Here is a 23179-nt window from a genome sequence, read left to right on the forward strand (position 1 = left end):
CTCCCCATCAAGGAGGCAAAATTATTTATGGCCGAGTGGCTGGTGTTGCCCTTGGTTCCCGCTGGCACAATCCTCGACAGCCGCCGATTCCCATTCCCGCAGCCGGCACTGCCTTTTCCTATCCCATTAGTTCCTTGGCAGGAGGGCGCTTGGGCACGGGGCAAGTTCAAACCGCGCCTTTGCTGCGGCGCTACCCTGATACTGCCTATGCCGCCCATGGCAATTACGGCGTTGAATATGATTTGCTGCTGCCGCTGCAAAACACTGGCGATCGCCCCCACACCGTGCGCCTTGCCCTACAGACTCCCATCAAGTTCGACACCCCTGCTAAGGGATTACGGTTCTTTGCCGAGCCGCCCAACCGCATTTTTTTCCGAGGCAGTGTCCGATTGCGCTTCCGCGACGATCAAGGCACCCCCCAAAGTCGGATTATTCACCTTGTCCAACGCCAAGGCCAACAGGGAGAGGATCTGGTGCGGTTAACGCTGCAACCCCAAGAAATCCGCCGGGTTCAATTCACCATGCTCTATCCGCCGGATGCCACTCCCCCCCAAGTGTTGACTATTGAAACCTCAGCAGATCCGCTGTCCCGCTCCTAAGTACAATAAAGAGCATCCCCTCACCCTTGCTGGTCGGGTTAGATCAGCCGCGTTTTTGATGAAGGGTTACCATGCTAAATCCAGATCTTTCAACGGTTGAACTGACAAAAGACGACTATGAACGCTACTCCCGCCATCTGATTTTGCCGGAGGTGGGTGTTGAGGGTCAAAAACGCCTCAAAGCTGCCAGTGTGCTCTGTATTGGCACCGGCGGTCTTGGCTCACCTCTGCTGCTCTATCTTGCCGCGGCGGGTGTAGGGCGCCTTGGCATCGTCGACTTTGATGTGGTTGATAGCTCCAATTTGCAACGGCAGGTCATCCACGGTACCTCCTGGGTGGGCAAGCCAAAAATTCAATCTGCCAAGCACCGCATCCTTGAGATTAATCCCTACTGCCAAGTGGATCTCTACGAAACCCGTTTGAGCGCCGCCAATGCCCTTGAGATCATGGCAGACTACGACATTGTGGTAGATGGCACCGACAACTTCCCCACCCGCTACTTGGTCAACGATGCCTGCGTCCTTCTCAATAAGCCCAATGTCTATGGCTCGATCTTTCGCTTTGAAGGCCAAGCCACGGTCTTTAACTATGAAGGCGGCCCCAATTACCGCGATCTCTACCCCGAACCCCCGCCGCCGGGTCTTGTGCCCTCCTGTGCAGAAGGCGGAGTGCTGGGAATTTTACCAGGTATTATCGGCGTTATCCAAGCCACAGAGACAATTAAAATCATCCTTGGCAAGGGCACTACCCTCAGTGGTCGTCTCCTACTCTTCAATGCCCTAGAGATGAAATTCCGTGAACTGAAGCTGCGCCCGAACCCCGAACGGCCAGTCATTGACAAGCTCATTGACTACGAAGAATTCTGTGGTATTCGTCAAGCCAAAGCCCAGGAGGCCGCACAAATGGCAGAAATTCCCGAAATGACCGTGCAGGAACTCAAAGCCCTCATGGACAGTGGTGCCCAAGATTACGTCCTTGTGGATGTGCGCAACCCCAATGAGTACGAAATTGCCAAGATTCCAGGCTCTGTACTTGTTCCCCTATCGGAAATTGAAAATGGCCCAGGCGTGGAGAAAATCCGCAGTCTGGTGAATGGCCATCGCCTCTTGGTGCACTGCAAAATGGGGGCGCGCTCTGCCAAAGCCCTAGGCATTCTTAAGCAAGCTGGCATTGAGGGAGTCAATATCAAAGGGGGCATCAACGCCTGGAGTCGGGAAGTCGATCCTAACGTACCCACCTACTAAGCCAAGATCAGGGGTGAGGCCGCGTAAGGGGATGTTGCGATACATGAACTTTCTTGAAGAGATGAACGCTGGCTCTCGCGCGATCGCCCACCCTTGCCTAGAATAACCACTTAGGTCTGTGCCTGTGCGCGGACATGACGGAATGCTAGGGAAATAAAAATCATGGCAGAAGAACTGGTTAAGCCATACAATGGCGATCCCTTTGTGGGGCACTTATCAACACCCATTTCCGACTCTGACCTAGTAAAGACATTTATTGGTAACCTCCCCGCCTATCGTCAAGGCCTCTCTCCGATTCTGCGGGGTCTGGAAATTGGCATGGCTCATGGTTACTTCCTCATTGGTCCTTGGGTCAAGCTCGGTCCCCTACGGGATTCCGATGTGGCTAACTTGGGCGGTTTGATTTCTGGTATCGCCCTGATTTTGATTGCCACGGCCTGCTTAGCAGCCTATGGTCTAGTCAGTTTTCAAAAAGGTGGCAAAGGTGGCAGCAGTAGCGATCCCCTAAAAACCGCTGAAGGTTGGAGTCAGTTTACGGCTGGCTTCTTTGTGGGTGCTATGGGAGCAGCCTTTGTCGCCTTCTTCCTCCTTGAAAACTTCTCTGTTGTCGATGGCATCATGACCGGTCTTTTTAACTAGGGCCTTGGTTACCCTAATTTTGAACATCCAGAAGGAGAACCGCTGATTATGATGGGATCTTATGCTGCGTCCTTTTTGCCTTGGATTTTTATTCCCGTGGTTTGCTGGCTGATGCCCACGGTGGTGATGGGGTTGCTATTCCTTTACATCGAAGGGGATGCCTAAGCCGAGGGTTGGCTCATCCAGCTCAATAACGCTCAATCATCTCAATGAATTCTATGAACTGGTTGGGAAATCTCCTAGCCAGTTTTTTACTGATTGAGTATCCTTAAGCCGCTGTGCCACTGAGCTGTTTTTTCAGGGAGTTTACCCGCCGTTGGGCGATCGCGTTGTTGGGGTCGTATTTCAGCGTGTGCTGATAGGCCTCAAGAGCTGGCTGGGGTAAATTTTTCTTCTCATAGGCGTGACCGAGGTTGTTGGCAGCAGTCACATACTCTGGTTTATTTTTCAGGGCTTCTTTGTACTGGCGAATGGCTAAGTCATACTGCTCCTGCATGAAGTAGGCATAGCCAAGGGCATTGTAGATAGGGGCAAGATAAGTTTCGCCTTCGCTTTCAGCGGCCTTCAGGGCTTTTTGAAACAGGGGAATCGCTTGACTGGCGAGTTTTTTGGTGAGGTAGATACTGCCTAGCTCGAAGTATTCTTGGGTGGTGCCCGGTTCCTGCTGGAGTTTTCGTTGTAGGCGTGCCAAGCTAGACTCAATACGGCGAGTTTTCAGAATTTGCTTGACCACAAACCAAGCTGAGACGCCGAGTAAAACAATTAACACACTTAAATAGACCGCAGGTAAGACATTCTCCATGGTGAGTCCTATCCCCAGTAACAACCAATTACCCTAAAACTTAGGCTCTAGACACTGATTCTTTAGGTCTATGATAAACAGAGGCAACCCGCTTAGCCCCAAAAATCTCTCAATTTAAGCTAGGGACCATAAATCCACCTGTGGTTCGCAGCAAACGTCTCCTTACTCCGAGGAAAAAGACGGAGGGGTCGAAAAGAGGCTCCTCTGCGGGTCGAACAGAAACTGCTTTTTAAGCCACTTGCCAGCCTAGGGATCACTCGTCACGACAGCTTCTTCCTCTTTAGGGGGCGTTGCAGCCACAGTTGGACTGGGGGCGGAACTAGGGGGAGGTGGCTGAGTTTCTACTGGGGCCGTCCCATGGAGTGCTAAGAATTGCTGCTCAAGGTCTTGGCTTGAAGCTAAGAGGCGGCTCAGGATTTTAATGAGGCGTCGCAAATCGGATTGAAAGGATTGATCGCTTGTGAGTTTGAGCAAATCATTTGTCAGTTTTTGGGCATTGATAAATGTGGCGCGTGCTGCATCTAGGGTTTGGGCGATCGACAGCATAATAATCGGACTACTGAGCGCTCCGGAAACTTTATTGAGATTGGCTGCAGCCTCTGCACCATTTTTAATGAGCCGATCCAAATTGGCCAGTAATTCTCCCTGCTCCAGTTGCTTCGTCAGGGGACGAAGGGCATTGAGCGTGGTTCTCAAATCTCGGGCAGCGCCATCAATGTTGCGTAAAGCAGAATTAATCGTATTGCGGTTGACCTGAACTAGTTCACTAATTTGGTTGGCAGCACGGGTGACGGCTTGAGAGGCAGTGCTAAAATTCCGTAGTTCGGTGCGGGCGTCCCTGCTGAGGGCGTTAAAGCTATCGAGGGCAGTGTTCACCTTGATGAGGGATTGATCAGCACGGTTGACGGTGCGGGTTGCCCCCAAAATAAGGGTATTGGCATTGTCAATAATTCCCGATTCCTCAAGGGCGGTGGTAAAGCGGGTTGCCGCTCGCACTAAATCTTCTAAGCTGGCAGTACGTACACCGGTTACGCGATCGCCATTGCAGTAAATCAACTCTGGCTGACATTTGGGCGCAAACGCCGTCACACCCTCTGGAATCTGCGGCACTCGCTCCTTGGGGGTAAAGTCTAAAAAGGCTTGACCAATAAACCCCGACTGCCGAATCTCGGGTACAGCGCCACGGGGAATCAATACATTATTGACACGCACAGTTACTCGGACACCATTGGCGTCAAAACCAATCGCCGTGACTCGCCCCACTTGGACACCGCGATAGCGCACCTGTGTTCCCACCGCCAAACCCGGTGCGGTATCCAATTCCACCTCAAGGGTGTAGCTGTTGGCACCGGCAAGATTGCCTCGCAACCAGAGGAGGCTGCCCCCCAATGTAGCTAAGCCTGCAAGGATCACCAGACCCACCAAACTTTCCTGCACACGCCGTGACTGCATCATAGGGATAGATCACCGCAAAAAATTTTTGGAATCTATAGCAACTATAGTTTACTCTGGACGCCTTGAATCGGCGCTTTTTGCCAGTGCTCTCCCCGAATCAGGGTATGCATTTGCCAATTGGGATCGGGCTGGGGATAGTCTTGGCGATAGTGACCGCCTCGGCTTTCCTCACGAAAAAGGGCACTTTTGAGAATTAAGTAGGCAATGTCCAAAAGATTGCGTAGCTCGCCCCATTCCCAAAGGGTGGTCTGCGCGGCTTCATTGCTAAGGGTATAGCAGTAACGGGGGTCTAGTTGACGAAAGGCGATGGCAATTGGATGAGCCAGCAGCTCTTGGCGCCATTCCTTAACTTGGGAAAGAGCAGCCATCAGTGTCGGCGCATCGCGACAAATCCCAGCACTTTGCCACAGGAGTTCGCGCAGATTTTGCCGCCACTGACGAAAACTCACGGGTTTAATTTCAAGGGCTTGCCGGCCAACAGGGGACACCGCCAAGGGAAGGGACTGAGGATGCAGATATGCCAGTTGAGCTGAAAAGACAAAACATTCCAAAAGGGAGTTACTAGCAAGGCGATTGGCACCGTGGACACCAGTACTGGCCACTTCGCCAACGGCATAGAGGCCGGGAAGGCTGGTTTTGGCTTGTAAATCAGTGACCACTCCCCCCATCCAGTAGTGGGCGGCGGGGGACACGGGAATGGGCTGCTCCTCAACGTCAATGCCCCATCGCCGACAGACGGCAATAATTTTCGGAAAACGGTGGTGCAGGCGATCGCTGGGAATTGGTCGCAGGTCCAGCCAGACATGGGGAGCATGGGTTTGTTGCAGGTGGCGGTAAATGGCACGACTGACAATATCCCGCGGTGCAAGCTCGCCAGCAGGATGGTACTCCGCCACAAAGCGATGACCGGTGTGGTCTATTAAATGCGCTCCTTCACCCCTTACTGCTTCACTGATAAGGAATCGCGGTGCCCCCTCAACAGCAAGAGCCGTGGGATGGAATTGGAAAAACTCGACATCGCGAATCAGCGCTCCCGCCCGCCATGCCATTGCCACACCATCTCCAGTGCTCAAGGGAGGATTGGTGGTTTGGGCAAAGACTTGACCGCCCCCGCCTGTGGCGAGAACCACTGCTCCAGAGCGCAGCCACTGAAGCTGTCCCTGATGCAATAGACACACGCCACAGCATTGCCCCGACTCCAGCCATAGATCAAAGACGAAGCTATTGGGCAAGAGAGTGATATGGGACGCAGCAGTTACCTGTTTTAACAGGGGGGTAATTAGGGCTTGCCCCGTTGTATCGGCGGCATGAAGAACACGGGGACGGGAATGGGCGGCTTCGAGGGTCAAGGCAGGGCGATCGCCCGTGCGATCAAAGGCTACCCCCATAGACAAGAGCCGCTCAACCTGTGTCGGTGCCTGCTCAACCAAGAACTGGACACTCACTGGGTCGCAGAGGCCAGCTCCCGCAGCTAGGGTGTCTTGGGCATGGAGCAAGGGGGAATCTGTCGGGTCAATGGCCGCAGCCATGCCACCTTGTGCCCAGCCACTAGCGGATTGCTGGAGGTCAGTTTTTGTAATCAAGCCAATGCGATAGCTGGAGGGAAGGGCAAGGGCAGCACTGAGACCCGCAGCACCACTGCCAATAATTAAGACATCAAATTCAGAAGTTGCGGGAGTCAATGCTAATCCAAAATTTATCTAACCAGGGCGGTTACTTGTATACCCCATTATTGTAGCGATCGCCCCCCTCAACGAGAGCCGTTTCCACCTCTGTCACGGTAAAGTGATCCAAGTTTTGTCGCAAAATTTCCTTTTGCCGCTCCGTCAAACCGGGAATGTTTAGGACATCTTCAACAGATTGATAGGGGGCATTTTTAACAATTAGTTTTGCTAAGGTTGGGTACAGACCTCGGTATCGAATAAAGGCGGCAATGTTGGTATTGTTGAGGTCAATTTTTTCACCAAAGGCAGTCCCAAGTTTCTCATCTACCACATTGACCAGTTCTTCCTCGGTGGATGCAGTTGCCGCCAAGGTTGGGGCACTCCAGTTGATCCAGCCCAACAGGCTAACGCCCACAAAGTAAGCCAATGCTAGCCAGCGGCCCAAACGTTGCATCATTCCTTTACCTCCCAAATCTCACAGGTCATTACCAAAAACAGCGGTTCATTAAGAGTCAAAGCAAAGAACTGACCACATCGCACAGCAAACGCAGGCGGCGGTAACCGATTTTTAGCAGGGTGACAGAGGAAACTGAGGCACAGTGCCTACAATAGACTGATGTCTAGGTTGCCTCCCACATGTGATTTGATAATAATTCAATAATATCAGAGGGAGGCCGCTCCTGAATCCCTTTTTTCACGTGGTTAGTAGAGGGTGTCCTTACCTTTGATAGCTTGGACAAGGAATTCATGGAGGTCATCAAAGCTGCCCACATAGGCAGGTACAGGAGCATCATAGCCCTTGAGGTTCAGCACTTGCGGTCGAAAAGGAACAAAGCTTGGACAAGACTGTACAAGGTAGTGGTAAGTGGTTGCCCCCAGGGCTAGATCAGCGCCAATGGTTTTGGTGGCACTCTCGAGGCGAAAGGCAGCGTTAACAGTATCTCCCAGGGCAGTATAATCGGGGCGATCGCCACTCCCTGTATTACCCACCATTGCATAGCCAGTGTTCAAGCCAGAACCAATGCGCAATGGCCACGGCAAGGGATATTGCCGATGCAATTCTCCCGTCATCAGCCGTAGATCGTCTAAGGCAGAGAGGGTGTGGCAAATTTCTTGATAGCCAATCTCCTCGCTGTCGTGAATCCAAACTGCCATGACCGCATCGCCAATGTACTTATCCACCCAGCTGCCGTATTGACGGATAATCTCACCTGCCCGATGAAACCAAGTGCCAATTAGCTCCGACAGTAGTTCCTCTTCGAGTTGCCGCGTCAGCTTGGTAAAGTCACGGATATCAACAACAAGAACTGTCAACAAGCGGCGGACATGGAGCAATGCTGTGGAGGAGCCTTCGGATTGGGGCAAGGATAAAGTGGCATTTTCAGCAAACAGAGGGGCAAAGGGTTCGTTAAAAAAGTCCAGTTCCGTTTGGCCAAAGGTAATGCGATCGCCATTGCGCAGGGCAACGGGAACACTGACGCGGCGACCATTAACAAATGTGCCGTTGCGGCTGCCAAGATCAATAAGATAGAACTCCCCCTGTCCCATGCGCTGAATCATGGCATGGTTCCGCGACATCCAGCGATCGCCAAGCACAATAGAATTGTCTTCACTGCGGCCTATTGTCCAGCAATTCCCCCCTGTTAAGGGAAAATAACAAACCGTGTCTTCGCTCACCAGTGCTAGATGGGGCTCAGAGGGGGGTGGGGTTTCAGGGTGAACGTTCTCAGAGCCAGCGGGAATCTGCAACAGGCTATGGCGCAGTTGATTAATAATTTGCTGCTGACGCAAAATAATCGCCACCAATTGCTGGGGAGGTAAGGTCTCTAGGATCTTCTGATCGGGTAAGTTAAACGCCAAGTCAGCATCCATCGGGGGGAAAATAGGAGAAACACTTTTCATAGTTAAGAAATCACACTGAGTTAGCTCTCCCCCCAGCGCCACCGACATGCACAGGTTTCAAAGTCAAGTCCAGCAATAGATCCAGTCTAGCAAAGGAGCTTTGTCTGACTCAATAGACGCAGTCTGCGCGGCAGCACTGATCGGCTATAGAGCGATCGCCACAGAAATCATTAGTTCCTATTTGCACTTGTAAAAATTATTAACTTTTTCCCTAGGGTTGGGTTGAAGCCCATCCGCTAAAATGATGGCAGCTTTGGGAGGGATTGCTCTCTCCGTGAATGCACTTTGACCTGTCTGCATTTGAGGACAACACTCCATGCGTCGATTGTTAGCCCTACTCCTTGTCTTGACCCTGTGGTTAGGCTTTACCCCTTTAGCCTCTGCTGATGTGGCAGGACTCGTCCCCTGCAAAGATTCTCCTGCTTTTCAAAAACGCGCTGCCGCTGCTGTGAACACCACTGCTGACCCTGCCTCCGGTCAAAAACGGTTTGAGCGCTACAGCCAAGCCCTCTGTGGCCAAGAGGGTCTGCCCCACCTGGTGGTGGACGGTCGCCTCAGCCGTGCCGGTGATTTCCTCATTCCCAGTGTGCTTTTCCTGTACATTGCCGGCTGGATTGGCTGGGTGGGTCGTGCCTACTTGATTGCGGTGCGTAATAGTGGTGAAGCTAACGAAAAAGAAATCATTATTGATGTGCCCCTTGCCATCAAATGCATGCTCACGGGGTTTGCTTGGCCTTTAGCTGCCCTCAAAGAGTTGGCAGCCGGTGAACTCATCGTTAAAGATAACGAAATCACCGTTTCCCCTCGCTAACTCCACTGTTGGTTAATTGTTATAAGGACAACGTACCATGAAACACTTTTTGACCTATCTTTCCACCGCGCCCGTGTTGGCTGCTATTTGGATGACGATTACTGCCGGGATTTTGATTGAATTTAATCGCTTCTATCCCGACTTGCTCTTCCATCCCCTTTAAGTCAATTCTTGAGCACAAACTTGGTACAAGGGTGGAACAGGAGTTCTGCCCTTTTTTGTCGCGATCGCCCCCCATAGGCTATACAATAGTCATTTGTCTTAAAATAACAGCCGTAGCCACCAGCGCTGACGATTGCTGTTACCCCATCCAGTTCAATGAAAGAGGATCCCCATGGCAAAGCGGGTGCAAGTTGTCCTGAATCAAACTGTCAATAAGCTCGGGCAAATGGGTCAAGTCGTCGAAGTCGCCCCCGGCTATGCCCGGAATTACCTATTTCCCAGAGGGATTGCTGAGCCAGCAACCCCCAATGCCCTACGGCGGGTAGAGCGGCTCCAGGAAAAAGAACGGCAACGACTTGCCGAACTTAAAGCCGCTGCGGAAAAACAAAAAGCCACCCTCGAAAAACTGGCCACCATTACTATCTCAATGCCCGTAGGCGAAAAAGATATGCTCTTTGGCAGTGTCACGCCCCAAGATGTAGCCGATGCCATTCAAGCGATTACGGGTGAAACAATCAATCGCCGTGACATGGTTTTGCCCGAGATTCGCAAATTGGGCACCTACACGGCTGAAATCAAGCTCCATCCCGAAGTGACTGTCAAACTCAATATCCAAGTGGTTGCTGATTAGGGCTAACTTCCCTGATGGTTCAGGAGCCGAACTTTCAGCCGGATAGCCAACTCCTTCCCCCCCAGAACCTCGAAGCGGAAGAGTGGATTTTGGGGGGTATTCTCTTAGATCCTGAAGCCATTAACCGTGTGGTGGATATTTTGCCGGTTGAGGCCTTTTACCTCAGTGCCCACCGCGAGATCTACCGCGCAGCCATTTCCCTCCACAGTCGTGGCAGTCCCACGGATCTGCTGTGCATTACGGCTTGGCTCCAGGATCAGGGGCTATTGGATAAGGTTGGGGGGCACACAAAGCTGGCAGAGCTGGTGGAGCGCACGGTGAGTGCAATTAATATTGATCGCTACGCCGTCTTGGTCAAGGAAAAATACCTGCGCCGCAAGCTCATTGAAGCCGGTACCCAAGTGGTGAAGCTGGGCTACGATAGCAGCCTCTCATTAAATGAGATCTTGGATCAGGCCGAGCAGCAAATCTTTAGCGTGACGCAGGATCGGATTCAGCAGGGGTTAACCCGCACCGATCAAATTCTTACCCGCACGTTTACAGAACTAGAGCAACGGGCGATCGGCAATATTCAGCCGGGTCTATCCTGTAATTTCTACGATCTGGACAATATAACCCAAGGCTTCCAGCGATCGGACTTAATTATCATTGCTGGTCGTCCTTCGATGGGCAAGACAGCAATCGCCCTGCAAATTGCCCGTCGCATTGCCGAAATTCACAACCTAGGGGTGGCGATCTACAGCCTTGAGATGTCCAAGGAACAACTGGTGCAACGTCTCCTCGCTAGCGAAGCCCGCATTGACAGCAATTATTTACGGGCAGGGCGCATTAGCCAACACCAGTGGGAACCCCTGAGTCGAGCGATTGGTGTTCTCTCCCAACTGCCTATTTACATTGACGACACTCCCAACCCCACCCTTGGCGAGATTCGCTCCACGGCTCGTCGTCTCCATGCGGAGCATCCCAACGGTCTCGGCCTCATTCTAATTGACTATCTGCAACTAATGGGTAGTGAAGAAACGACAGAGGGTCGGGTGCAGGAACTCTCAAGAATTACCCGCTCCCTCAAAGGACTGGCACGGGAACTGAATGTACCTGTCATTGCCCTTTCCCAACTGAGCCGCAGTGTCGAATCACGGCAAAATAAACGCCCTCTTATGTCCGATTTGCGGGAATCTGGCTCCATTGAACAGGATGCCGACTTAGTGATCCTGCTGTATCGCGACGAATACTACAACCCCGATACCCCCGATCGCGGCATTTGTGAACTCCTGATTGCCAAACACCGCAATGGCCCGGTGGGTACCGTTAAGCTCCTTTTTGACCCCCAATACACCCGCTTTGAAAACCTTGCCCGCGATTAGTTGAGTGGGGAGAATTTTTTTAATCCGCTTGCTGCCGCGATCCACCAAACAGCCAATGGAGGTTGACGCCCACCCCCGGTGACCCCTGACCCACTAGACCCCCATTGGGAATACTGCTGCCAGCTGCATTTGACCCGTAAAGATCAATTCCCAAGCCCCACTGGGGAACGATATAGCGCAATCCGACACTATAAACACCGGTTTGGCCAAAGACGGGAGTGGCTTCGGCAATCAATTGGAGATTGCGAGCAAGTTCCAAATTGAGTCCCACGCCAATGCCGCCAACGATTTTGCTTCTAGGAGTAAAGAGGCCAACCTTGGGATTCACCAGTAAAGCCAGCGTTTTATGGGGCTGCAGCATCAAGCTTAACTCAGCGCCGACCAGTCCGCGGCTAAGGCCGGGGTCATCCGTGGGAAAGCTGTGATTAAATGAGCCCTGAATTGCAAGGGAAATAGGGTCTCCTTGGGTTTGATCAAGAAAGCGAAGCTTAGCAGCCAAGCCAAATTGCAAACTGGGGCTATAGTTGAAAGTCTCCGAAAGGGTTTCGCCTCGTTCCCATTGCTCCACAGCAACTGTAAATTGGGCATTCTCACCCAAGCTAATCCCCATTTGCCAGCCTGTTCCCGCTGTACCTGTGTTAGCTCGTAAGTGGAACATCCCCGGCTCCAGCGTGCCAGCAGAGGTGAGGGTCAAACCACTGAAAAGTAGGTGGCGATCGCGCTCCGTGAGAGCTGGCCGAGACCCACGGCGAAACCTAGGCAGGAGGGGCGGGGAAAGATTAGATCCGATGTTGGGAGTGTAAGTCAAGCCGGCCATAATTGCCACTTGATCGGCATCTGGCAAAAAAGCAAGCGTTCGCGTTGCCGGTGTGATGCCAAGGCCATTAGTTGCGGCCAGATCAATGGCAACGAGGGGGGTAGCGAGAAAGCGCAGTCCGAGGCTCCACACTGGCAGGTTGACGATCGCGCCATCGCTACTGCGCACGGCATTGCCCCCAGGACCTACAGGCATATTGACATCGGCAAAAAGGTTAAAGCGAGGATGGGGCTGCCAACTGATACCTGTGCCAAAGTTGAAGTTGATGCCGTAAAAGTTTCCTCCCTTGTTCACGGTGTCGGGCAAGTAGGTGAAATTTGGCGTAAAGTGCCACTGCAATTGAGGACTAGGCGAGTAGGTAATGGGGAACTGGAGCGAACCGGCTAGCGTCCACGTACCCAGGGTTTCAGCTGTGGGCACAAAAAGAAAGTTGTTTGAGGAGACCCACAGGGCTTCTAGGGAACCTCCAACTCCGATTGCTAAATTTTGACGGCGATGTATCTGATACTTAAGGCCAGCAGCAAGGGCAGCTATTTGCAACTCAGGTTGATGACCATTAATCACGCGCCCCAGAAGATCGTCGAAGAGATTGGCGCTAAAACTGACTTGGGTGCGGTTATTAATCGCATAGTCGAGGGAACCATAGAAAATTTGCAGGCCACCCCCTTGACCCAAGGAGCCAGGATCATAATTACGGATTCCCCCCCGCAATTCAAGGGTTTGCTCCGGTAGGATATTGGCCGTCTCCAAATTAAACAGACGGGTGGGCGGATGCATTAAGGGAGGAATGCGATACTGGGGTGCTTCGGCAATGACCGGCGTCGGTGCTTGCTCAGCCGCGGGGGGTAAAATGGGTTGCGCCAATTCTTCGGGCGTTGCTGGTTGCCAAGGGCGATCGGGTTCGGGAACGGCTTGCCATTGGGGCACGGCTGCTGCTGTTGGTGCGACCTCAAAGGTTGGGTGAGTTGTTAACCGGTCCTCAATTTGCCATTGGGGTGGGCTAGACTGCGCCGTTGCTACTAAGGGCAACCACGCACTTGCACTGAAACCAAAGACCATTACCCATTTGCCATTCATGCCACATCACTCACACCACCATCTCTTCCACTTAAACCGATCGCGCCCCTTACTGGTAAATTTATTCCCACTCAATGGTTCCGGGGGGCTTGGAGGTAATGTCATAGACGACTCGATTCACCCCCGGTACTTCGTTGACAATGCGGTTGGCAATGCGCTCCAGGAGGTCGTAGGGCACTCGTGCCCAGTCGGCGGTCATCCCATCTTCACTGGTAACAAACCGCAGCACCACCGGATAGGCATAGGTGCGCTGATCTCCCATGACCCCCACGGTGCGAATGGGCAGCAGTACGGCAAAGGCTTGCCAAAAGTCATTGTACATCTCGGCGCGGTTAATTTCTTGGCGCACAATGAAATCTGCATCTCGCAGGATCTCTAGGCGTTCCGGGGTGACCTCTCCCAGAATCCGAATTGCCAAACCAGGACCGGGAAAGGGATGCCGTTGCACAATCTCTTCGGGCAGACCCAGCGACCGCCCCACTTGGCGTACTTCATCCTTAAAGAGTTTGCGCAGGGGTTCCACTAGCTTAAAGCGGAGATTTTCAGGAAGGCCGCCTACATTATGATGGCTCTTGATTTTAACAGCAACACGCTCACCAGTTTGGGGATCAATGTTCGTATTGGCGGATTCAATGACATCGGGATAGAGTGTTCCCTGAGCCAGATAGTCAAAAGGTCCTAGGCGCTGGGACTCTTCCTCAAAAACACGGATAAACTCATGGCCAATGCGTTTGCGCTTTTCTTCGGGGTCGGTGACCCCTACTAGCTGCGCAAGGAAGCGATCGCGGGCATTGACGTACTCCACCTTGATGTGAAATTGCTCCTGAAAGAGCTTGAGGAGGCGCTCGGGTTCCCCTTTGCGCATAAAACCTTGATCAATGAACATGCAGGTGAGTTGATCCCCAATTGCCCGGTGGAGTAAAAAGGCCAAGGTGGAGGAATCCACTCCTCCGGAGAGGGCAAGGAGAACCCGTTTGTCCCCCACTTTGGCGCGCACTTCGCGGATGGCTTCCTCAACAAAGGCGGCGGTAGTCCAAGTGGGTTCACAATCGCAAATGTGATAGACAAAGTTGCGGATTAGGGCAATGCCGCCTACGGAATGCACCACCTCTGGATGGAACTGAACCCCATAGAGCTTCCGCTCTGGATGGGCGATCGCCGCCATTGGCGTATTGTCGGTATGGGCAAGGACGCGAAAACCGGGGGGCAACTTGGTTACGCTATCACCATGACTCATCCACATAATGGTTGCCTGCTCCACATTGGTGAGCAGATCCGTGGGGTCATCAATAAAGAGCGCTGCCTTACCATACTCACCAGCGCTGGCTCGCTCCACAGTTCCCCCCAACTGTTGCACCATCAGTTGCATGCCATAGCACACGCCAAGGATAGGAATCCCTAGGTTCCAAATTTCAGGATCACATTGGGGAGCATTCTCGTCATAGACAGAGTTGGGACCACCGGAGAGAATAATGCCTTTGGGTGCCAATTGAGTGAGTTGCTCAGCGGTGGTGCGGTAGGAAATAACCTCGGAATAGACTTGAGTTTCACGAATGCGGCGGGCAATGAGTTCGGAGTATTGTGACCCAAAATCGAGAATGACAATGAGTTGGCGTTGCAGGCCTGAGCCGGCAACGGTGGCGGGTTGATGGAGGGTGGAGTGAGTCAACGTTGCAGTCCTTCTGATCCCGAATAGCTAATACTTTCCAGAATACCGCCCTTTTCTGAAATAATGTCATCCTGTTTAAGAGCCGTCTTCGTTCCTTTAGGCCTATGGCATCTTCGGGCACAGGGCTGTATCACTGCTGTGGTTGGCGGGGGAATCTGCCCAACAGTGCTACGATCGCTATCTAAGTAGCGAATGTAACGAATCACCTGCATGAGTGCCCCTCTTACCGTTGAGTCTGTGTTGGCTGTTCTCCGTCCTGTGGAAGATCCCGAGTTGCGGCGATCGCTGGTGGAGTTGAATATGATCCGCGACGTTGTCATTGAGGATGGCACGGTTCGCTTTACCCTAGTGCTGACAACGCCCGCCTGTCCATTGAGGGAATTTATTGTTGAGGATTGCAAAAAGGCCGTCTTTACTCTGCCGGGGGTGATGGATGTCCAAGTGGCGGTTACCGCCGAAACCCCCCAGCAAAGAAGCTTGCCTGATCGCACCGATGTACCGGGGGTCAAGAACATCATTGCCGTCTCCAGCGGTAAAGGGGGGGTCGGCAAAAGTACCGTTGCCGTGAATTTAGCCCTTGCCCTTGCCCAGGCCGGCGCAGCAGTTGGCATGATTGACGCCGATATCTATGGCCCCAATGTCCCCACAATGCTGGGACTAGAGGAGGCCATTGTCGAAGTGCGCAAGGAAGCAAGAGGAGATGTCCTGGTACCCGCAGTTGCCCACGGCTTAAAGGTGGTCTCCATGGCCTTCCTGATTGAGCGCGATCAGCCAGTGATCTGGCGCGGTCCTATGCTCAATGGCATAATTCGCCAATTTCTCTACCAAAGCGATTGGGGAAATCTAGACTATCTAATTGTGGATTTACCCCCCGGCACTGGGGATGCGCAACTCACCCTAGCGCAGGCAGTGCCAATGGCAGGGGTAGTTATTGTAACCACACCGCAACCCGTTGCCCTTGGGGATGCCCGTCGAGGATTGCGGATGTTTCAGCAGTTGGGGGTAACGGTTCTCGGCCTGGTGGAAAATATGAGCTACTTTATCCCCCCCGATCTGCCCAATCGTCGCTATGACATTTTTGGCAGTGGCGGCGGCGAAGCCCTAGCGGCAGAGATGGGAGTGCCCCTTTTGGGACAGGTGCCCTTGGAGTTGCCCGTGCGGGAAGGGGGAGATTTGGGTCAGCCGATTCTCATGAGTGATCCACAGTCCGCTTCAGCTCAAGCCCTGCGGGCGATCGCCCAACAGGTAGCAGCACGGGTCTCCGTGGCTGCCCTCAGTGCCGTGGGATGAGTAGTCAGCAGCTCAAGATCAAAAACCCCCTCTTTTGGTGGGCTTCTAGCCTTGCCTTAATCGGCGATCGCCTGACCAAAAAGTGGATTTTGGCTACTTATGCGCTAACAGTGCCGCCGCAAACAACGCCAATTATCCCCGGTGTTTTTCATATTACCTACGTCACGAATACCGGGGCGGCCTTTAGCCTCTTTGCCAATGGCAGTCTCTGGTTACGCTGGCTGTCTCTTATCGTTAGCTTAGGTCTAATCACTTGGGCAGTCCTAGGTCCGCGCTTAGATCGCTGGCAGCAGGTGGGCTATGGCTGTTTACTCGGCGGTGCTTTGGGCAATGGTATTGATCGCTTTCTCACTGGCGAAGTCATTGACTTCTTAGATTTTCGTTTGATTCAATTTCCTGTCTTTAACGTGGCCGACATTGCCATTAACATCGGCATTGCCTGTCTGCTGTGGTCGGCATGGCGCCAGCGCTAGCTGATACTGTAGGAAAAATCCCCTAAATCCACCAAAAACTGGGTCAATTCCCCTTGGCAGGTGCCGCCGTAGAGCACATTGACTTGATACACCCACTGATTTGTCCAGTCGAGTGCTGTTAACCAACCACTACGGCGATGGTAGGCACCGGTCTCAATCCCTAACCAGCCGGTACCGCGCACCAGCTGCCCTGGTTCAACACCAGAAAATGTAAATGTAATTGTATGGCCGACAACAATGGTCTTATCCCCAAAGTAGGGCGTGGGATGAGTAAGAAACGGTTTGCGGATCCAGCAGCATTCCCGACGCGTCTGTTGTTCTAGGGGAAGACATGGATCCAAACCCGCATGGACAACAAACACATCCCCTAAATCTTGATAGAGGGGAACCGTATGCAGCCAGTCGAGGTGTTGCCAAAGCAAATCGGTGGACGTGTAGCTAGCCAGGGTCTCATCACCACCACTATTGCACCAGACAAAGAACCGCGCGGCATTGATTTGTTTGCCCTCGAAGGTGAGGAGCATCATGTCTTCGTGGTTACCCCGCACAGCACCATAGCCACACTGACGCACTAATTCCAGGACAGAGGCGCTACTCGGTCCTCGATCCACAAGGTCGCCAAGGAAGTACAGGCGATCGCCCACTCTCGGTGAGAGGAGATCCAGTAAGCGGCACAGTCCTTCGTAGTGGCCGTGGACATCTCCAATCAGGATCAGGCGATCGCCCACTCGCTTACTCCTGAGGTACCGTTGCAGGTGTCAAAGACAGGGATCCAGATGCCGGGGGAACCCGGGTAGTGTTCTCATAGCCAGAACCGAGCAATGTAGCCACTGTCAACACTTGGGGCGGAGTTGCATCGGGTGGGTAAAGTAGATCCACTGTTACATCCCGTTTTTCACCGGGACGCATATTTAATGTAACCAATGGTTCTCCCCGCTGACCACGTCGCTGTACCAAGTGGACATAGCGCTCTTGCCTCTGTCCTAAATCATCGATAAAGCGAACACGCACCGTCCCTCGGAAAAACACTTGGGGTGGCGGCGGCTCTAAAAACCGGAGGATGACACTGCGGTGGTCTTGCTTGACCGGGGTTTGCAGTGTTAACACCACTGACTGAAATTGGTGGGTATAATTAACCAAAGGCAAGGTCAAGCTGTAGTGAACGCCATAGTTGCCGTGGGCATAGTAAGCAGTGTCAGGATAGCGTACTAACATGGGGGCGCTTTGAATTTGACCAGTGCCCAATGTGCCTCGGTGGAGCGTACTAATCCCATAGGAGATAGCTCGTCCGGGAGCTGGAATATTCAGAACACTCCCTTGAGCATCCGTGAGGGTGGCCTGCCATTGAGACCCTTGACTCACTCCAGCAACGCGACCATAAAAAAAGCGGCCCAACTGACTACTATTCGGGGGCGTGGGTGGGATGTCACGGGGGGTAACCAGTTGACCCCGATGGAGCATCGTCCACCATTCCTCTAGGGTGGGGGCTCGTTCTGTACCTTGCTCGTTCAGGCGGGCAAACATTGACATTTGCGCCAAGTAAATTGGGCCACTGCTTTCTAAATACATTAAAGTTGAGCGGCCATTGGAGGAGGAGACCTCACCAAAGGGACTTGGATCTGGAATTAAAGGCAATCCGGGGCCGACAGTGCCATCGGCATTGAGGATAAACTCTGCGCGGGCACGATTGAGTACTGCATTGGGAAATTGAGTAGGCAACGGCAGGGGCAGATTAGCTAGCATCCGCGCTTCGCGAGGGGGAATGGTCACCTGGGAGGGAAAAGAGGTTTGCCGCACCCCCCGCAGCACTTGGTTGGTCACTCGACTGCCGGGTCCTGAGAAGACAAAGCCAGTGGGGTTATCGAGTATGGCGGGTAAATTGCGGAAAGGAGCATCCGGCGTACTCAAGAAACTAGCAGCTTGATGAAATCTTACCGTGACATAGTGATTTGTTGGGTTATAGGCCAACAGCCCCAAATAGAGAGTGGGCGTACTGACTGCCCGATTGGATTGAGTAATGTGGTGGGCAAAGACATCAAAGCGCCCCTCTAGGGGATAGTTGAGGTGAGCTGCCGGTTGCCATTTCCCTTGGGGTGGAAATGTCGAAAGGAGAATCCCCTCAGAGCGCACCATCTCTGGACTGTTGCTGTTAAACACTGGCACATTATCTAATTGCCCAGGCAGTGGACGAATGTCTTGGGGAAAATAGGCGAAATTGGTTGGTGTGACGTAGGCTGTTGCAGAAGGGGGCGTAGAGACCCCCGGCAGCACCTTTGCAGGTACAGCATTGGTTTGAACAACAACCTTCGAGCGGGACGAATATTCCTGCACAACGGTGGATGAATGTTGGAGTGGAGTTGCTAAAGCGGCTTGTGCCACAAGAATGGGAGCCAGCATATTCAATCCAAACCACAGCATGACACGAGTGAGCAGTTCGCAAAAGTTAGAACAGGATCATCGCTTCTGCCCAAAAGTTGCATTTCCAAAGTATAGCCTAGGTTTGTAGAAAATCCGCTAAAGGCCGCATAAAGGTTGCGGTATGGACGTATTGCCAGTCTAGGTTGTTTTGTGCAATGCCAGTCTAGAACTGGGCTTGAGACACTGATCAGTATTGATTAAAAAGTGGTCTAGACCAATTTTAACCAATTTTAGATCGTTAAGTGTCCCATAGATTGAGCACGCTTAACACTGTACAAGCTGATATTAGGACAGCTTCTTGTTTACTAGCTATACCCCCTATTTTGTGAGGAAGGTCTGTATCCGTCGGTTGGTGTCAAATATTGAGAAAATCTAAAGAAACCCAACAAACTCTTAAGGTTTTTGCAAGCATGTTTATAATTCTCTCAGAAGCGGTAGTTCACCGCCCATGAGGATTGAGTACCGTCTATCTTATGAAGCCCCGCATCTTAATCATTGATGACGACCCTGCGATCGCTGACGTTTTGGCAATTAACCTGCAAATGGCGGGCTACGAGGTTACAAAGTCCTTCGATGGGATGCAAGGGCAAGCCCTCGCCGTGCAACTCTCTCCCGATTTGATTCTCCTTGATTTAATGTTGCCTCAAGTGGATGGTTTTACAATTTGCCAGCGGCTGCGGCGCGATCCCCGAACCCAAGATATTCCGATTTTGATGTTGACGGCTCTCAGCCAAACCCATAACAAGGTGGAGGGGTTTAATGCCGGTGCCGATGATTATCTCACCAAGCCCTTTGAATTGGAGGAAATGCTGGCACGGGTACGTGCTCTCTTGCGACGGGCTGATCGCATTCCGGCAACCGCAGGACACCGAGAAATCCTCAGCTATGGCCCATTGACCCTGGTGCCTGAACGATTTGAGGTCTCTTGGTTTGGTAAAATTATCAAGCTGACGCGCCTTGAGTTTGAACTGCTCCACTGCCTGCTGCAACGCCACGGTCAAACTGTTTCCCCCAGTGAGATTCTCAAGGAAGTCTGGGGCTATGACCCCGATGATGACATTGAGACAATCCGCGTCCATGTGCGTCACCTGCGAACAAAACTGGAACCCGATCCCCGCAGTCCTCGCTACATCAAAACAGTTTATGGTGCTGGGTATTGCTTAGAGTTACCGAGTCATATTGAACCCCCCAATGCCTCTAATATGTCCTAGAAATGGGATTCTGGTGCCTGTTCTGGATTTTTTGTGGGCAGTTTCAACGGCTTGAGGGGAACGGCTTGGGCAAAGACTTCCTCATTAATTGTCTCGCCAATCTTGCTGAGGCGTTTTTCTACGGCTTGGCGAAAACGGGTTTGCAGCTCGATGACCAAACCAGAAAAATCTTGGATGGCAGGGTTGAGGGTAAGGGTGTTTGCTGTGCGCGTGAGAATGCCCGCTTTGAGGTAGTTGGCGATCGCTCGTTTAATCCCCTGCTGACTAATGCGGTACTGTTGCTGAGCTTTCTCAAGAATAATGTCGGTCATTGTCTGAAAAGGAGCATTGCGCGGGCGGTGCTCAATTAACCACTGTCCCACCTGAGTCAGTAAAAAATCCGCCGCCACTTCATTGGCAAAGATGCCACGGTAAATTGCGACTGTGTGAATGTTTTGAGGGCTAGAGGTGCGGAGGGTATAGCCTTGCGGTAGGTTATTTCGCCAGCAGAGAATGGTTTTACCCAATTCACTATTCACCGCAACGCCAATTTCCCCAATTTTTGATTGATTTTGCGCGGTTAAGTAGGCCACTAATTCAGAGGGCTTGAAAAAGCCCAATCGCAGCGGATCTAGTTGGGGTACCACAGATCTCATTTCTAGATATACGCTATCAAAGAGCATTCCCCTAGCCAATTCTCGACGTTTTGCTGCATCGCTAGTGTAGTAAGAGAATAGCTCCAATAGTTTTTCGGTTTCCCGTTGGCCAATTTCTGAGAGAGGAATTTGGTCATAATTGAGCGGTTCAATGGGCAGCCGCTGAAGTGAGGATAGTGCTGTGCGACTTTCTGCACTGGATTGACGAGGGGTGGTGCCGTTTCTACCATTAATTGCGGGTAGTGAGTCAATGAAGGGATTTTCAAGGAAAACAAATTGGTGGCATACCCGCTGAAAGCTATCACTGGCAGCATTACGGTAAGCACAGCCAATTACGGTTTTACCGTAGTCCCGCAAGCGCAAGGCAATGGAGCCAAAGCCACCATCGCCGGAGATGAGCACAAAGGTGTTGATATCGGGATGCTGATAGGCGAGGTCAATGGCATCAAGGGCAAGTTGAATGTCCGCTGCATTACGTTGATTGTGATTGCGACCATAGACCCCTATCCGCTCGATTTGCAATCGCTCCAACTGCGCATTGAGGGCTTGGAGGATTTGATTTTGCCAGTTTCCATAGGCACGCTTGATGACGATTTCCCCTAGATCAATGGCTCCTTTAATTGATTCAAGAATGTTGTCTAAGGAGACTAGCTCATTTACTCTGGCGGGATCCAGTCGCTGCCCTTGGTTAAAGACTAGGTTCTCAATGTCGTAGAGGACAGCGGTTTTTAAGGTGGTTGCTGGCGGTTGGGGTTTTTGCAGTAAGGTTTGAATGGTTTGCAGAGTGGCACTCTGGGCGTGAATGGTTTCAATGAGTGTCTCCAGTTGTTGTGCCGTCGGCGTGGTGACGGCAGTGTCCCTGAGATTGTCCTTGAGGGCTTGCAATGTCTGTGCTATCTCATTGCAAATCGGACGCAAGGCTTCGGGAAACACTTGATGCAGTTGCTGTTCAAAGCCAGTGAGTTGTCGGCGTTGTTGCTCAAGTTCTTGCAGGAGAAGTTCCTTGAGTTCTCTGGTCTCTGGGGAGGAGGGGGATGAGAGAACTGGGTGAACGTCTTGAAGAAGGCGATCGCTCTGGCATTGGTTCTTTTCAATGAAGGGAGCACTGGCAAGGGCACCGATGCCACTTCCTAAAAGTGTGGCTAAGGGTTGTTGGGGTTGAATCAGGGTGGCAATACCACCGAGGGCGATCGCGCTAACAGGGGCAATAAACCAAAGCTCTGGCTTCATTCAAAATGCAATAGGAATTACAGGAATTAGCAAGTTATGATAGCAAAAAATGTTTAGACACTAAGTTGAGCTTGCCGTAGTTGACCACAGGCAGCTTGACGATCTAGACCCCGCGATCGCCGGATGCTTGCAGTGACACCAAGGGCTTGTAGTTGTGCCAGAAATTGTCGCAATCGCTGCTCAGTGGGACGCCGGTAGGCCGCCTCGGCAATGGGGTTGTAGGGGATCAGATTCACATGGCTTTGAAATCCCCGCAACAGATGCGCTAGTTCCTCCGCATGGTGGGGGCGATCGTTCACTTCAGCGAGAACTGTGTATTCAAAAGTAACGCGGCGACCCGTTTGCTGTACATAGGCACGACAATCGGCAATTAACTGGCTGAGGGGATAGTGCTTGGCACTGGGAATGAGTTGCTCCCGGAGGCTTTGGTTGGGGGCATGGAGACTGACGGCAAGGGTGGTTTGCAATTGGTGCTGTGCTAGTCGCTGAATTTGCTGGGGAATGCCTACGGTGGAAATCGTCATGTGCCGCTGACCAATACCAATATCACGGTTGAGGCAGGTGACGGCTTGGAGGACGGCCTTTAAGTTCAGCAGGGGTTCGCCCATGCCCATAAACACGACATGGCTAACGCGACGCCCCATTTCACTTTGAATAGTCAATACCTGATCAATGATCTCATGGCTAGCCAGATTGCGGCGATAGCCCCCTTTACCCGTGGCACAAAAATCACAGGCCATCGGACAGCCCACTTGGGAAGACACACACACCGTCAGGCGATCGCCACTGGGAATGCCCACCGTTTCAATGGTTTCGCCATCGGCCAGGGTCAAGAGGAGCTTCACAGTGCCATCTTGGGCATCATGACGACAGCGAAGTTGAGAGCGACCAATTTCTACCTCAGCGAGAGCCTCACGCCACTGCTTGGGAAAAACCGTAATTTCTTGGAGCGATCGCACCCCTTTTTGATAGATCCATTGATGTAATTGCTGCCCCCGATAGCCGGGCTGTCCTTGAGCTTCAACCCATGCTTTGAGTTCTGCTGCGGACTGTCCCAGCAGTACCATAGTCTTAGACCAATTAAAC

The 23179-nt window shown here is 52.2% G+C and carries 23 protein-coding genes; 11 read left to right on the plus strand and 12 right to left on the minus strand.

Annotated elements, in window-relative coordinates; all coding sequences use genetic code 11:
* The 4 genes from P3X23_RS08515 to P3X23_RS08530 all read left to right on the plus strand — a co-directional run.
* A partial coding sequence (locus P3X23_RS08515; protein ID WP_300875412.1) for a DUF3370 family protein occupies positions 1 to 599 on the plus strand: 599 nt, incomplete at its 5' end.
* A gap of 71 nt (positions 600 to 670) precedes the next feature.
* Positions 671 to 1843: a molybdopterin-synthase adenylyltransferase MoeB gene (gene moeB, locus P3X23_RS08520; protein ID WP_300875415.1), complete on the plus strand. Its 1173-nt coding sequence runs from the start codon at positions 671 to 673 to the stop codon at positions 1841 to 1843.
* Between the two features lie 162 nt (positions 1844 to 2005).
* Positions 2006 to 2482: a photosystem I reaction center protein subunit XI gene (locus P3X23_RS08525; RefSeq protein WP_300875417.1), complete on the plus strand. Its 477-nt coding sequence runs from the start codon at positions 2006 to 2008 to the stop codon at positions 2480 to 2482.
* Between the two features lie 48 nt (positions 2483 to 2530).
* Positions 2531 to 2647: a photosystem I reaction center subunit VIII gene (locus P3X23_RS08530; protein ID WP_149820283.1), complete on the plus strand. Its 117-nt coding sequence runs from the start codon at positions 2531 to 2533 to the stop codon at positions 2645 to 2647.
* Positions 2648 to 2750: 103 nt separating this feature from the next.
* On the opposite strand, the gene P3X23_RS08535 is transcribed toward P3X23_RS08530, so the two are convergent.
* From P3X23_RS08535 to P3X23_RS08555, 5 genes are all read right to left on the minus strand, one after another.
* Entirely contained in the window at positions 2751 to 3284 is a 534-nt protein-coding gene (locus P3X23_RS08535) for a tetratricopeptide repeat protein (protein WP_300875420.1), read from the minus strand.
* A gap of 246 nt (positions 3285 to 3530) precedes the next feature.
* Positions 3531 to 4739 (minus strand): MlaD family protein, encoded by a 1209-nt coding sequence (locus P3X23_RS08540; protein WP_300875423.1) that lies wholly within the window; start codon positions 4737 to 4739, stop codon positions 3531 to 3533.
* A 41-nt stretch (positions 4740 to 4780) separates the two neighbouring features.
* The gene (gene nadB, locus P3X23_RS08545) at positions 4781 to 6421 is read right to left on the minus strand and encodes an L-aspartate oxidase (protein WP_300875426.1); all 1641 of its coding nucleotides are present in this window, start codon (positions 6419 to 6421) and stop codon (positions 4781 to 4783) included.
* A 31-nt stretch (positions 6422 to 6452) separates the two neighbouring features.
* Entirely contained in the window at positions 6453 to 6857 is a 405-nt protein-coding gene (gene psbU, locus P3X23_RS08550) for a photosystem II complex extrinsic protein PsbU (RefSeq protein WP_300875497.1), read from the minus strand.
* A gap of 248 nt (positions 6858 to 7105) precedes the next feature.
* Positions 7106 to 8305 (minus strand): adenylate/guanylate cyclase domain-containing protein, encoded by a 1200-nt coding sequence (locus tag P3X23_RS08555; RefSeq protein WP_300875429.1) that lies wholly within the window; start codon positions 8303 to 8305, stop codon positions 7106 to 7108.
* A gap of 316 nt (positions 8306 to 8621) precedes the next feature.
* On the opposite strand from P3X23_RS08555, the gene P3X23_RS08560 reads away from it, so the two are divergent.
* The 4 genes from P3X23_RS08560 (at position 8622) to dnaB (ending at position 11273) form a co-directional block, all read left to right on the plus strand.
* Entirely contained in the window at positions 8622 to 9116 is a 495-nt protein-coding gene (locus P3X23_RS08560) for a Photosystem I reaction center subunit III (protein ID WP_300875432.1), read from the plus strand.
* A 37-nt stretch (positions 9117 to 9153) separates the two neighbouring features.
* Positions 9154 to 9279 carry a photosystem I reaction center subunit IX gene (gene psaJ, locus P3X23_RS08565; protein ID WP_011058244.1) on the plus strand — a complete coding sequence of 42 codons (126 nt, stop codon included), beginning with the start codon at positions 9154 to 9156 and terminating at the stop codon, positions 9277 to 9279.
* 171 nt (positions 9280 to 9450) lie between these two features.
* Positions 9451 to 9909, plus strand: a complete 459-nt coding sequence (gene rplI / locus P3X23_RS08570; protein WP_300875434.1) for a 50S ribosomal protein L9 — start codon at positions 9451 to 9453, stop codon at positions 9907 to 9909.
* Positions 9910 to 9923: 14 nt separating this feature from the next.
* On the plus strand, positions 9924 to 11273 hold the full coding sequence (dnaB, locus tag P3X23_RS08575) for a replicative DNA helicase (protein ID WP_300875437.1): 1350 nt from the start codon (positions 9924 to 9926) through the stop codon (positions 11271 to 11273).
* Positions 11274 to 11292: 19 nt separating this feature from the next.
* Here dnaB and P3X23_RS08580 read toward each other — a convergent pair whose 3' ends face one another.
* The 3 genes from P3X23_RS08580 to P3X23_RS08590 form a co-directional block, all read right to left on the minus strand.
* The gene (locus P3X23_RS08580; RefSeq protein WP_300875440.1) at positions 11293 to 13167 is read right to left on the minus strand and encodes a hypothetical protein; all 1875 of its coding nucleotides are present in this window, start codon (positions 13165 to 13167) and stop codon (positions 11293 to 11295) included.
* A 61-nt stretch (positions 13168 to 13228) separates the two neighbouring features.
* Positions 13229 to 14836, minus strand: a complete 1608-nt coding sequence (gene guaA, locus P3X23_RS08585) for a glutamine-hydrolyzing GMP synthase (protein WP_300875442.1) — start codon at positions 14834 to 14836, stop codon at positions 13229 to 13231.
* On the minus strand, positions 14833 to 15048 hold the full coding sequence (locus P3X23_RS08590; protein WP_300875445.1) for a hypothetical protein: 216 nt from the start codon (positions 15046 to 15048) through the stop codon (positions 14833 to 14835). Before P3X23_RS08590 ends, guaA begins: the two co-directional genes overlap by 4 nt.
* Here P3X23_RS08590 and P3X23_RS08595 point away from each other — a divergent pair.
* Positions 15047 to 16126, plus strand: a complete 1080-nt coding sequence (locus P3X23_RS08595; protein WP_300875448.1) for an Mrp/NBP35 family ATP-binding protein — start codon at positions 15047 to 15049, stop codon at positions 16124 to 16126. The genes P3X23_RS08590 and P3X23_RS08595 overlap by 2 nt on opposite strands.
* Positions 16123 to 16599, plus strand: coding sequence for a signal peptidase II (gene lspA, locus P3X23_RS08600; protein ID WP_300875453.1), 477 nt, complete (start codon positions 16123 to 16125; stop codon positions 16597 to 16599). The genes P3X23_RS08595 and lspA overlap by 4 nt, the downstream gene beginning before the upstream one ends.
* Here the strand turns inward: lspA and P3X23_RS08605 are convergent.
* Together P3X23_RS08605 and P3X23_RS08610 are read right to left on the minus strand one after the other, a co-directional pair.
* Positions 16596 to 17327: a metallophosphoesterase family protein gene (locus P3X23_RS08605; RefSeq protein ID WP_300875456.1), complete on the minus strand. Its 732-nt coding sequence runs from the start codon at positions 17325 to 17327 to the stop codon at positions 16596 to 16598. The two genes, lspA and P3X23_RS08605, sit on opposite strands and share 4 nt — an antisense overlap.
* A gap of 4 nt (positions 17328 to 17331) precedes the next feature.
* Positions 17332 to 18996: a DUF3370 domain-containing protein gene (locus tag P3X23_RS08610; protein ID WP_300875459.1), complete on the minus strand. Its 1665-nt coding sequence runs from the start codon at positions 18994 to 18996 to the stop codon at positions 17332 to 17334.
* A 494-nt stretch (positions 18997 to 19490) separates the two neighbouring features.
* Between P3X23_RS08610 and P3X23_RS08615 the strand changes: the two genes are divergently transcribed.
* Positions 19491 to 20228, plus strand: a complete 738-nt coding sequence (locus P3X23_RS08615; protein ID WP_300875462.1) for a response regulator transcription factor — start codon at positions 19491 to 19493, stop codon at positions 20226 to 20228.
* On the opposite strand, the gene P3X23_RS08620 is transcribed toward P3X23_RS08615, so the two are convergent.
* Both P3X23_RS08620 and rlmN read right to left on the minus strand, forming a co-directional pair.
* The gene (locus P3X23_RS08620) at positions 20225 to 22093 is read right to left on the minus strand and encodes an NYN domain-containing protein (RefSeq protein WP_300875465.1); all 1869 of its coding nucleotides are present in this window, start codon (positions 22091 to 22093) and stop codon (positions 20225 to 20227) included. The genes P3X23_RS08615 and P3X23_RS08620 overlap by 4 nt on opposite strands.
* A gap of 53 nt (positions 22094 to 22146) precedes the next feature.
* Positions 22147 to 23160, minus strand: coding sequence for a 23S rRNA (adenine(2503)-C(2))-methyltransferase RlmN (rlmN, locus tag P3X23_RS08625; protein ID WP_300875468.1), 1014 nt, complete (start codon positions 23158 to 23160; stop codon positions 22147 to 22149).
* Positions 23161 to 23179 lie beyond the last annotated feature (19 nt).

The sequence above is a fragment of the Thermosynechococcus sp. Uc genome, from assembly GCF_029335995.1.
Taxonomy (GTDB): domain Bacteria; phylum Cyanobacteriota; class Cyanobacteriia; order Thermosynechococcales; family Thermosynechococcaceae; genus Thermosynechococcus.

Excerpts from the sequence above, each read along its gene's own strand:
- moeB (WP_300875415.1), top strand. The coding sequence starts at position 671 with ATGCTAAATCCAGATCTTTCAACGGTTGAACTGACAAAAGACGACTAT.
- P3X23_RS08525 (WP_300875417.1), top strand. The coding sequence starts at position 2,006 with ATGGCAGAAGAACTGGTTAAGCCATACAATGGCGATCCCTTTGTGGGG.
- P3X23_RS08530 (WP_149820283.1), top strand. The coding sequence starts at position 2,531 with ATGATGGGATCTTATGCTGCGTCCTTTTTGCCTTGGATTTTTATTCCC.
- P3X23_RS08535 (WP_300875420.1), bottom strand. The coding sequence starts at position 3,284 with ATGGAGAATGTCTTACCTGCGGTCTATTTAAGTGTGTTAATTGTTTTA.
- P3X23_RS08540 (WP_300875423.1), bottom strand. The coding sequence starts at position 4,739 with ATGATGCAGTCACGGCGTGTGCAGGAAAGTTTGGTGGGTCTGGTGATC.
- psbU (WP_300875497.1), bottom strand. The coding sequence starts at position 6,857 with ATGCAACGTTTGGGCCGCTGGCTAGCATTGGCTTACTTTGTGGGCGTT.
- P3X23_RS08555 (WP_300875429.1), bottom strand. The coding sequence starts at position 8,305 with ATGAAAAGTGTTTCTCCTATTTTCCCCCCGATGGATGCTGACTTGGCG.
- P3X23_RS08560 (WP_300875432.1), top strand. The coding sequence starts at position 8,622 with ATGCGTCGATTGTTAGCCCTACTCCTTGTCTTGACCCTGTGGTTAGGC.
- psaJ (WP_011058244.1), top strand. The coding sequence starts at position 9,154 with ATGAAACACTTTTTGACCTATCTTTCCACCGCGCCCGTGTTGGCTGCT.
- rplI (WP_300875434.1), top strand. The coding sequence starts at position 9,451 with ATGGCAAAGCGGGTGCAAGTTGTCCTGAATCAAACTGTCAATAAGCTC.
- dnaB (WP_300875437.1), top strand. The coding sequence starts at position 9,924 with ATGGTTCAGGAGCCGAACTTTCAGCCGGATAGCCAACTCCTTCCCCCC.
- P3X23_RS08580 (WP_300875440.1), bottom strand. The coding sequence starts at position 13,167 with ATGAATGGCAAATGGGTAATGGTCTTTGGTTTCAGTGCAAGTGCGTGG.
- P3X23_RS08595 (WP_300875448.1), top strand. The coding sequence starts at position 15,047 with ATGAGTGCCCCTCTTACCGTTGAGTCTGTGTTGGCTGTTCTCCGTCCT.
- P3X23_RS08590 (WP_300875445.1), bottom strand. The coding sequence starts at position 15,048 with ATGCAGGTGATTCGTTACATTCGCTACTTAGATAGCGATCGTAGCACT.
- lspA (WP_300875453.1), top strand. The coding sequence starts at position 16,123 with ATGAGTAGTCAGCAGCTCAAGATCAAAAACCCCCTCTTTTGGTGGGCT.
- P3X23_RS08610 (WP_300875459.1), bottom strand. The coding sequence starts at position 18,996 with ATGCTGGCTCCCATTCTTGTGGCACAAGCCGCTTTAGCAACTCCACTC.
- P3X23_RS08615 (WP_300875462.1), top strand. The coding sequence starts at position 19,491 with ATGAAGCCCCGCATCTTAATCATTGATGACGACCCTGCGATCGCTGAC.
- P3X23_RS08620 (WP_300875465.1), bottom strand. The coding sequence starts at position 22,093 with ATGAAGCCAGAGCTTTGGTTTATTGCCCCTGTTAGCGCGATCGCCCTC.
- rlmN (WP_300875468.1), bottom strand. The coding sequence starts at position 23,160 with ATGGTACTGCTGGGACAGTCCGCAGCAGAACTCAAAGCATGGGTTGAA.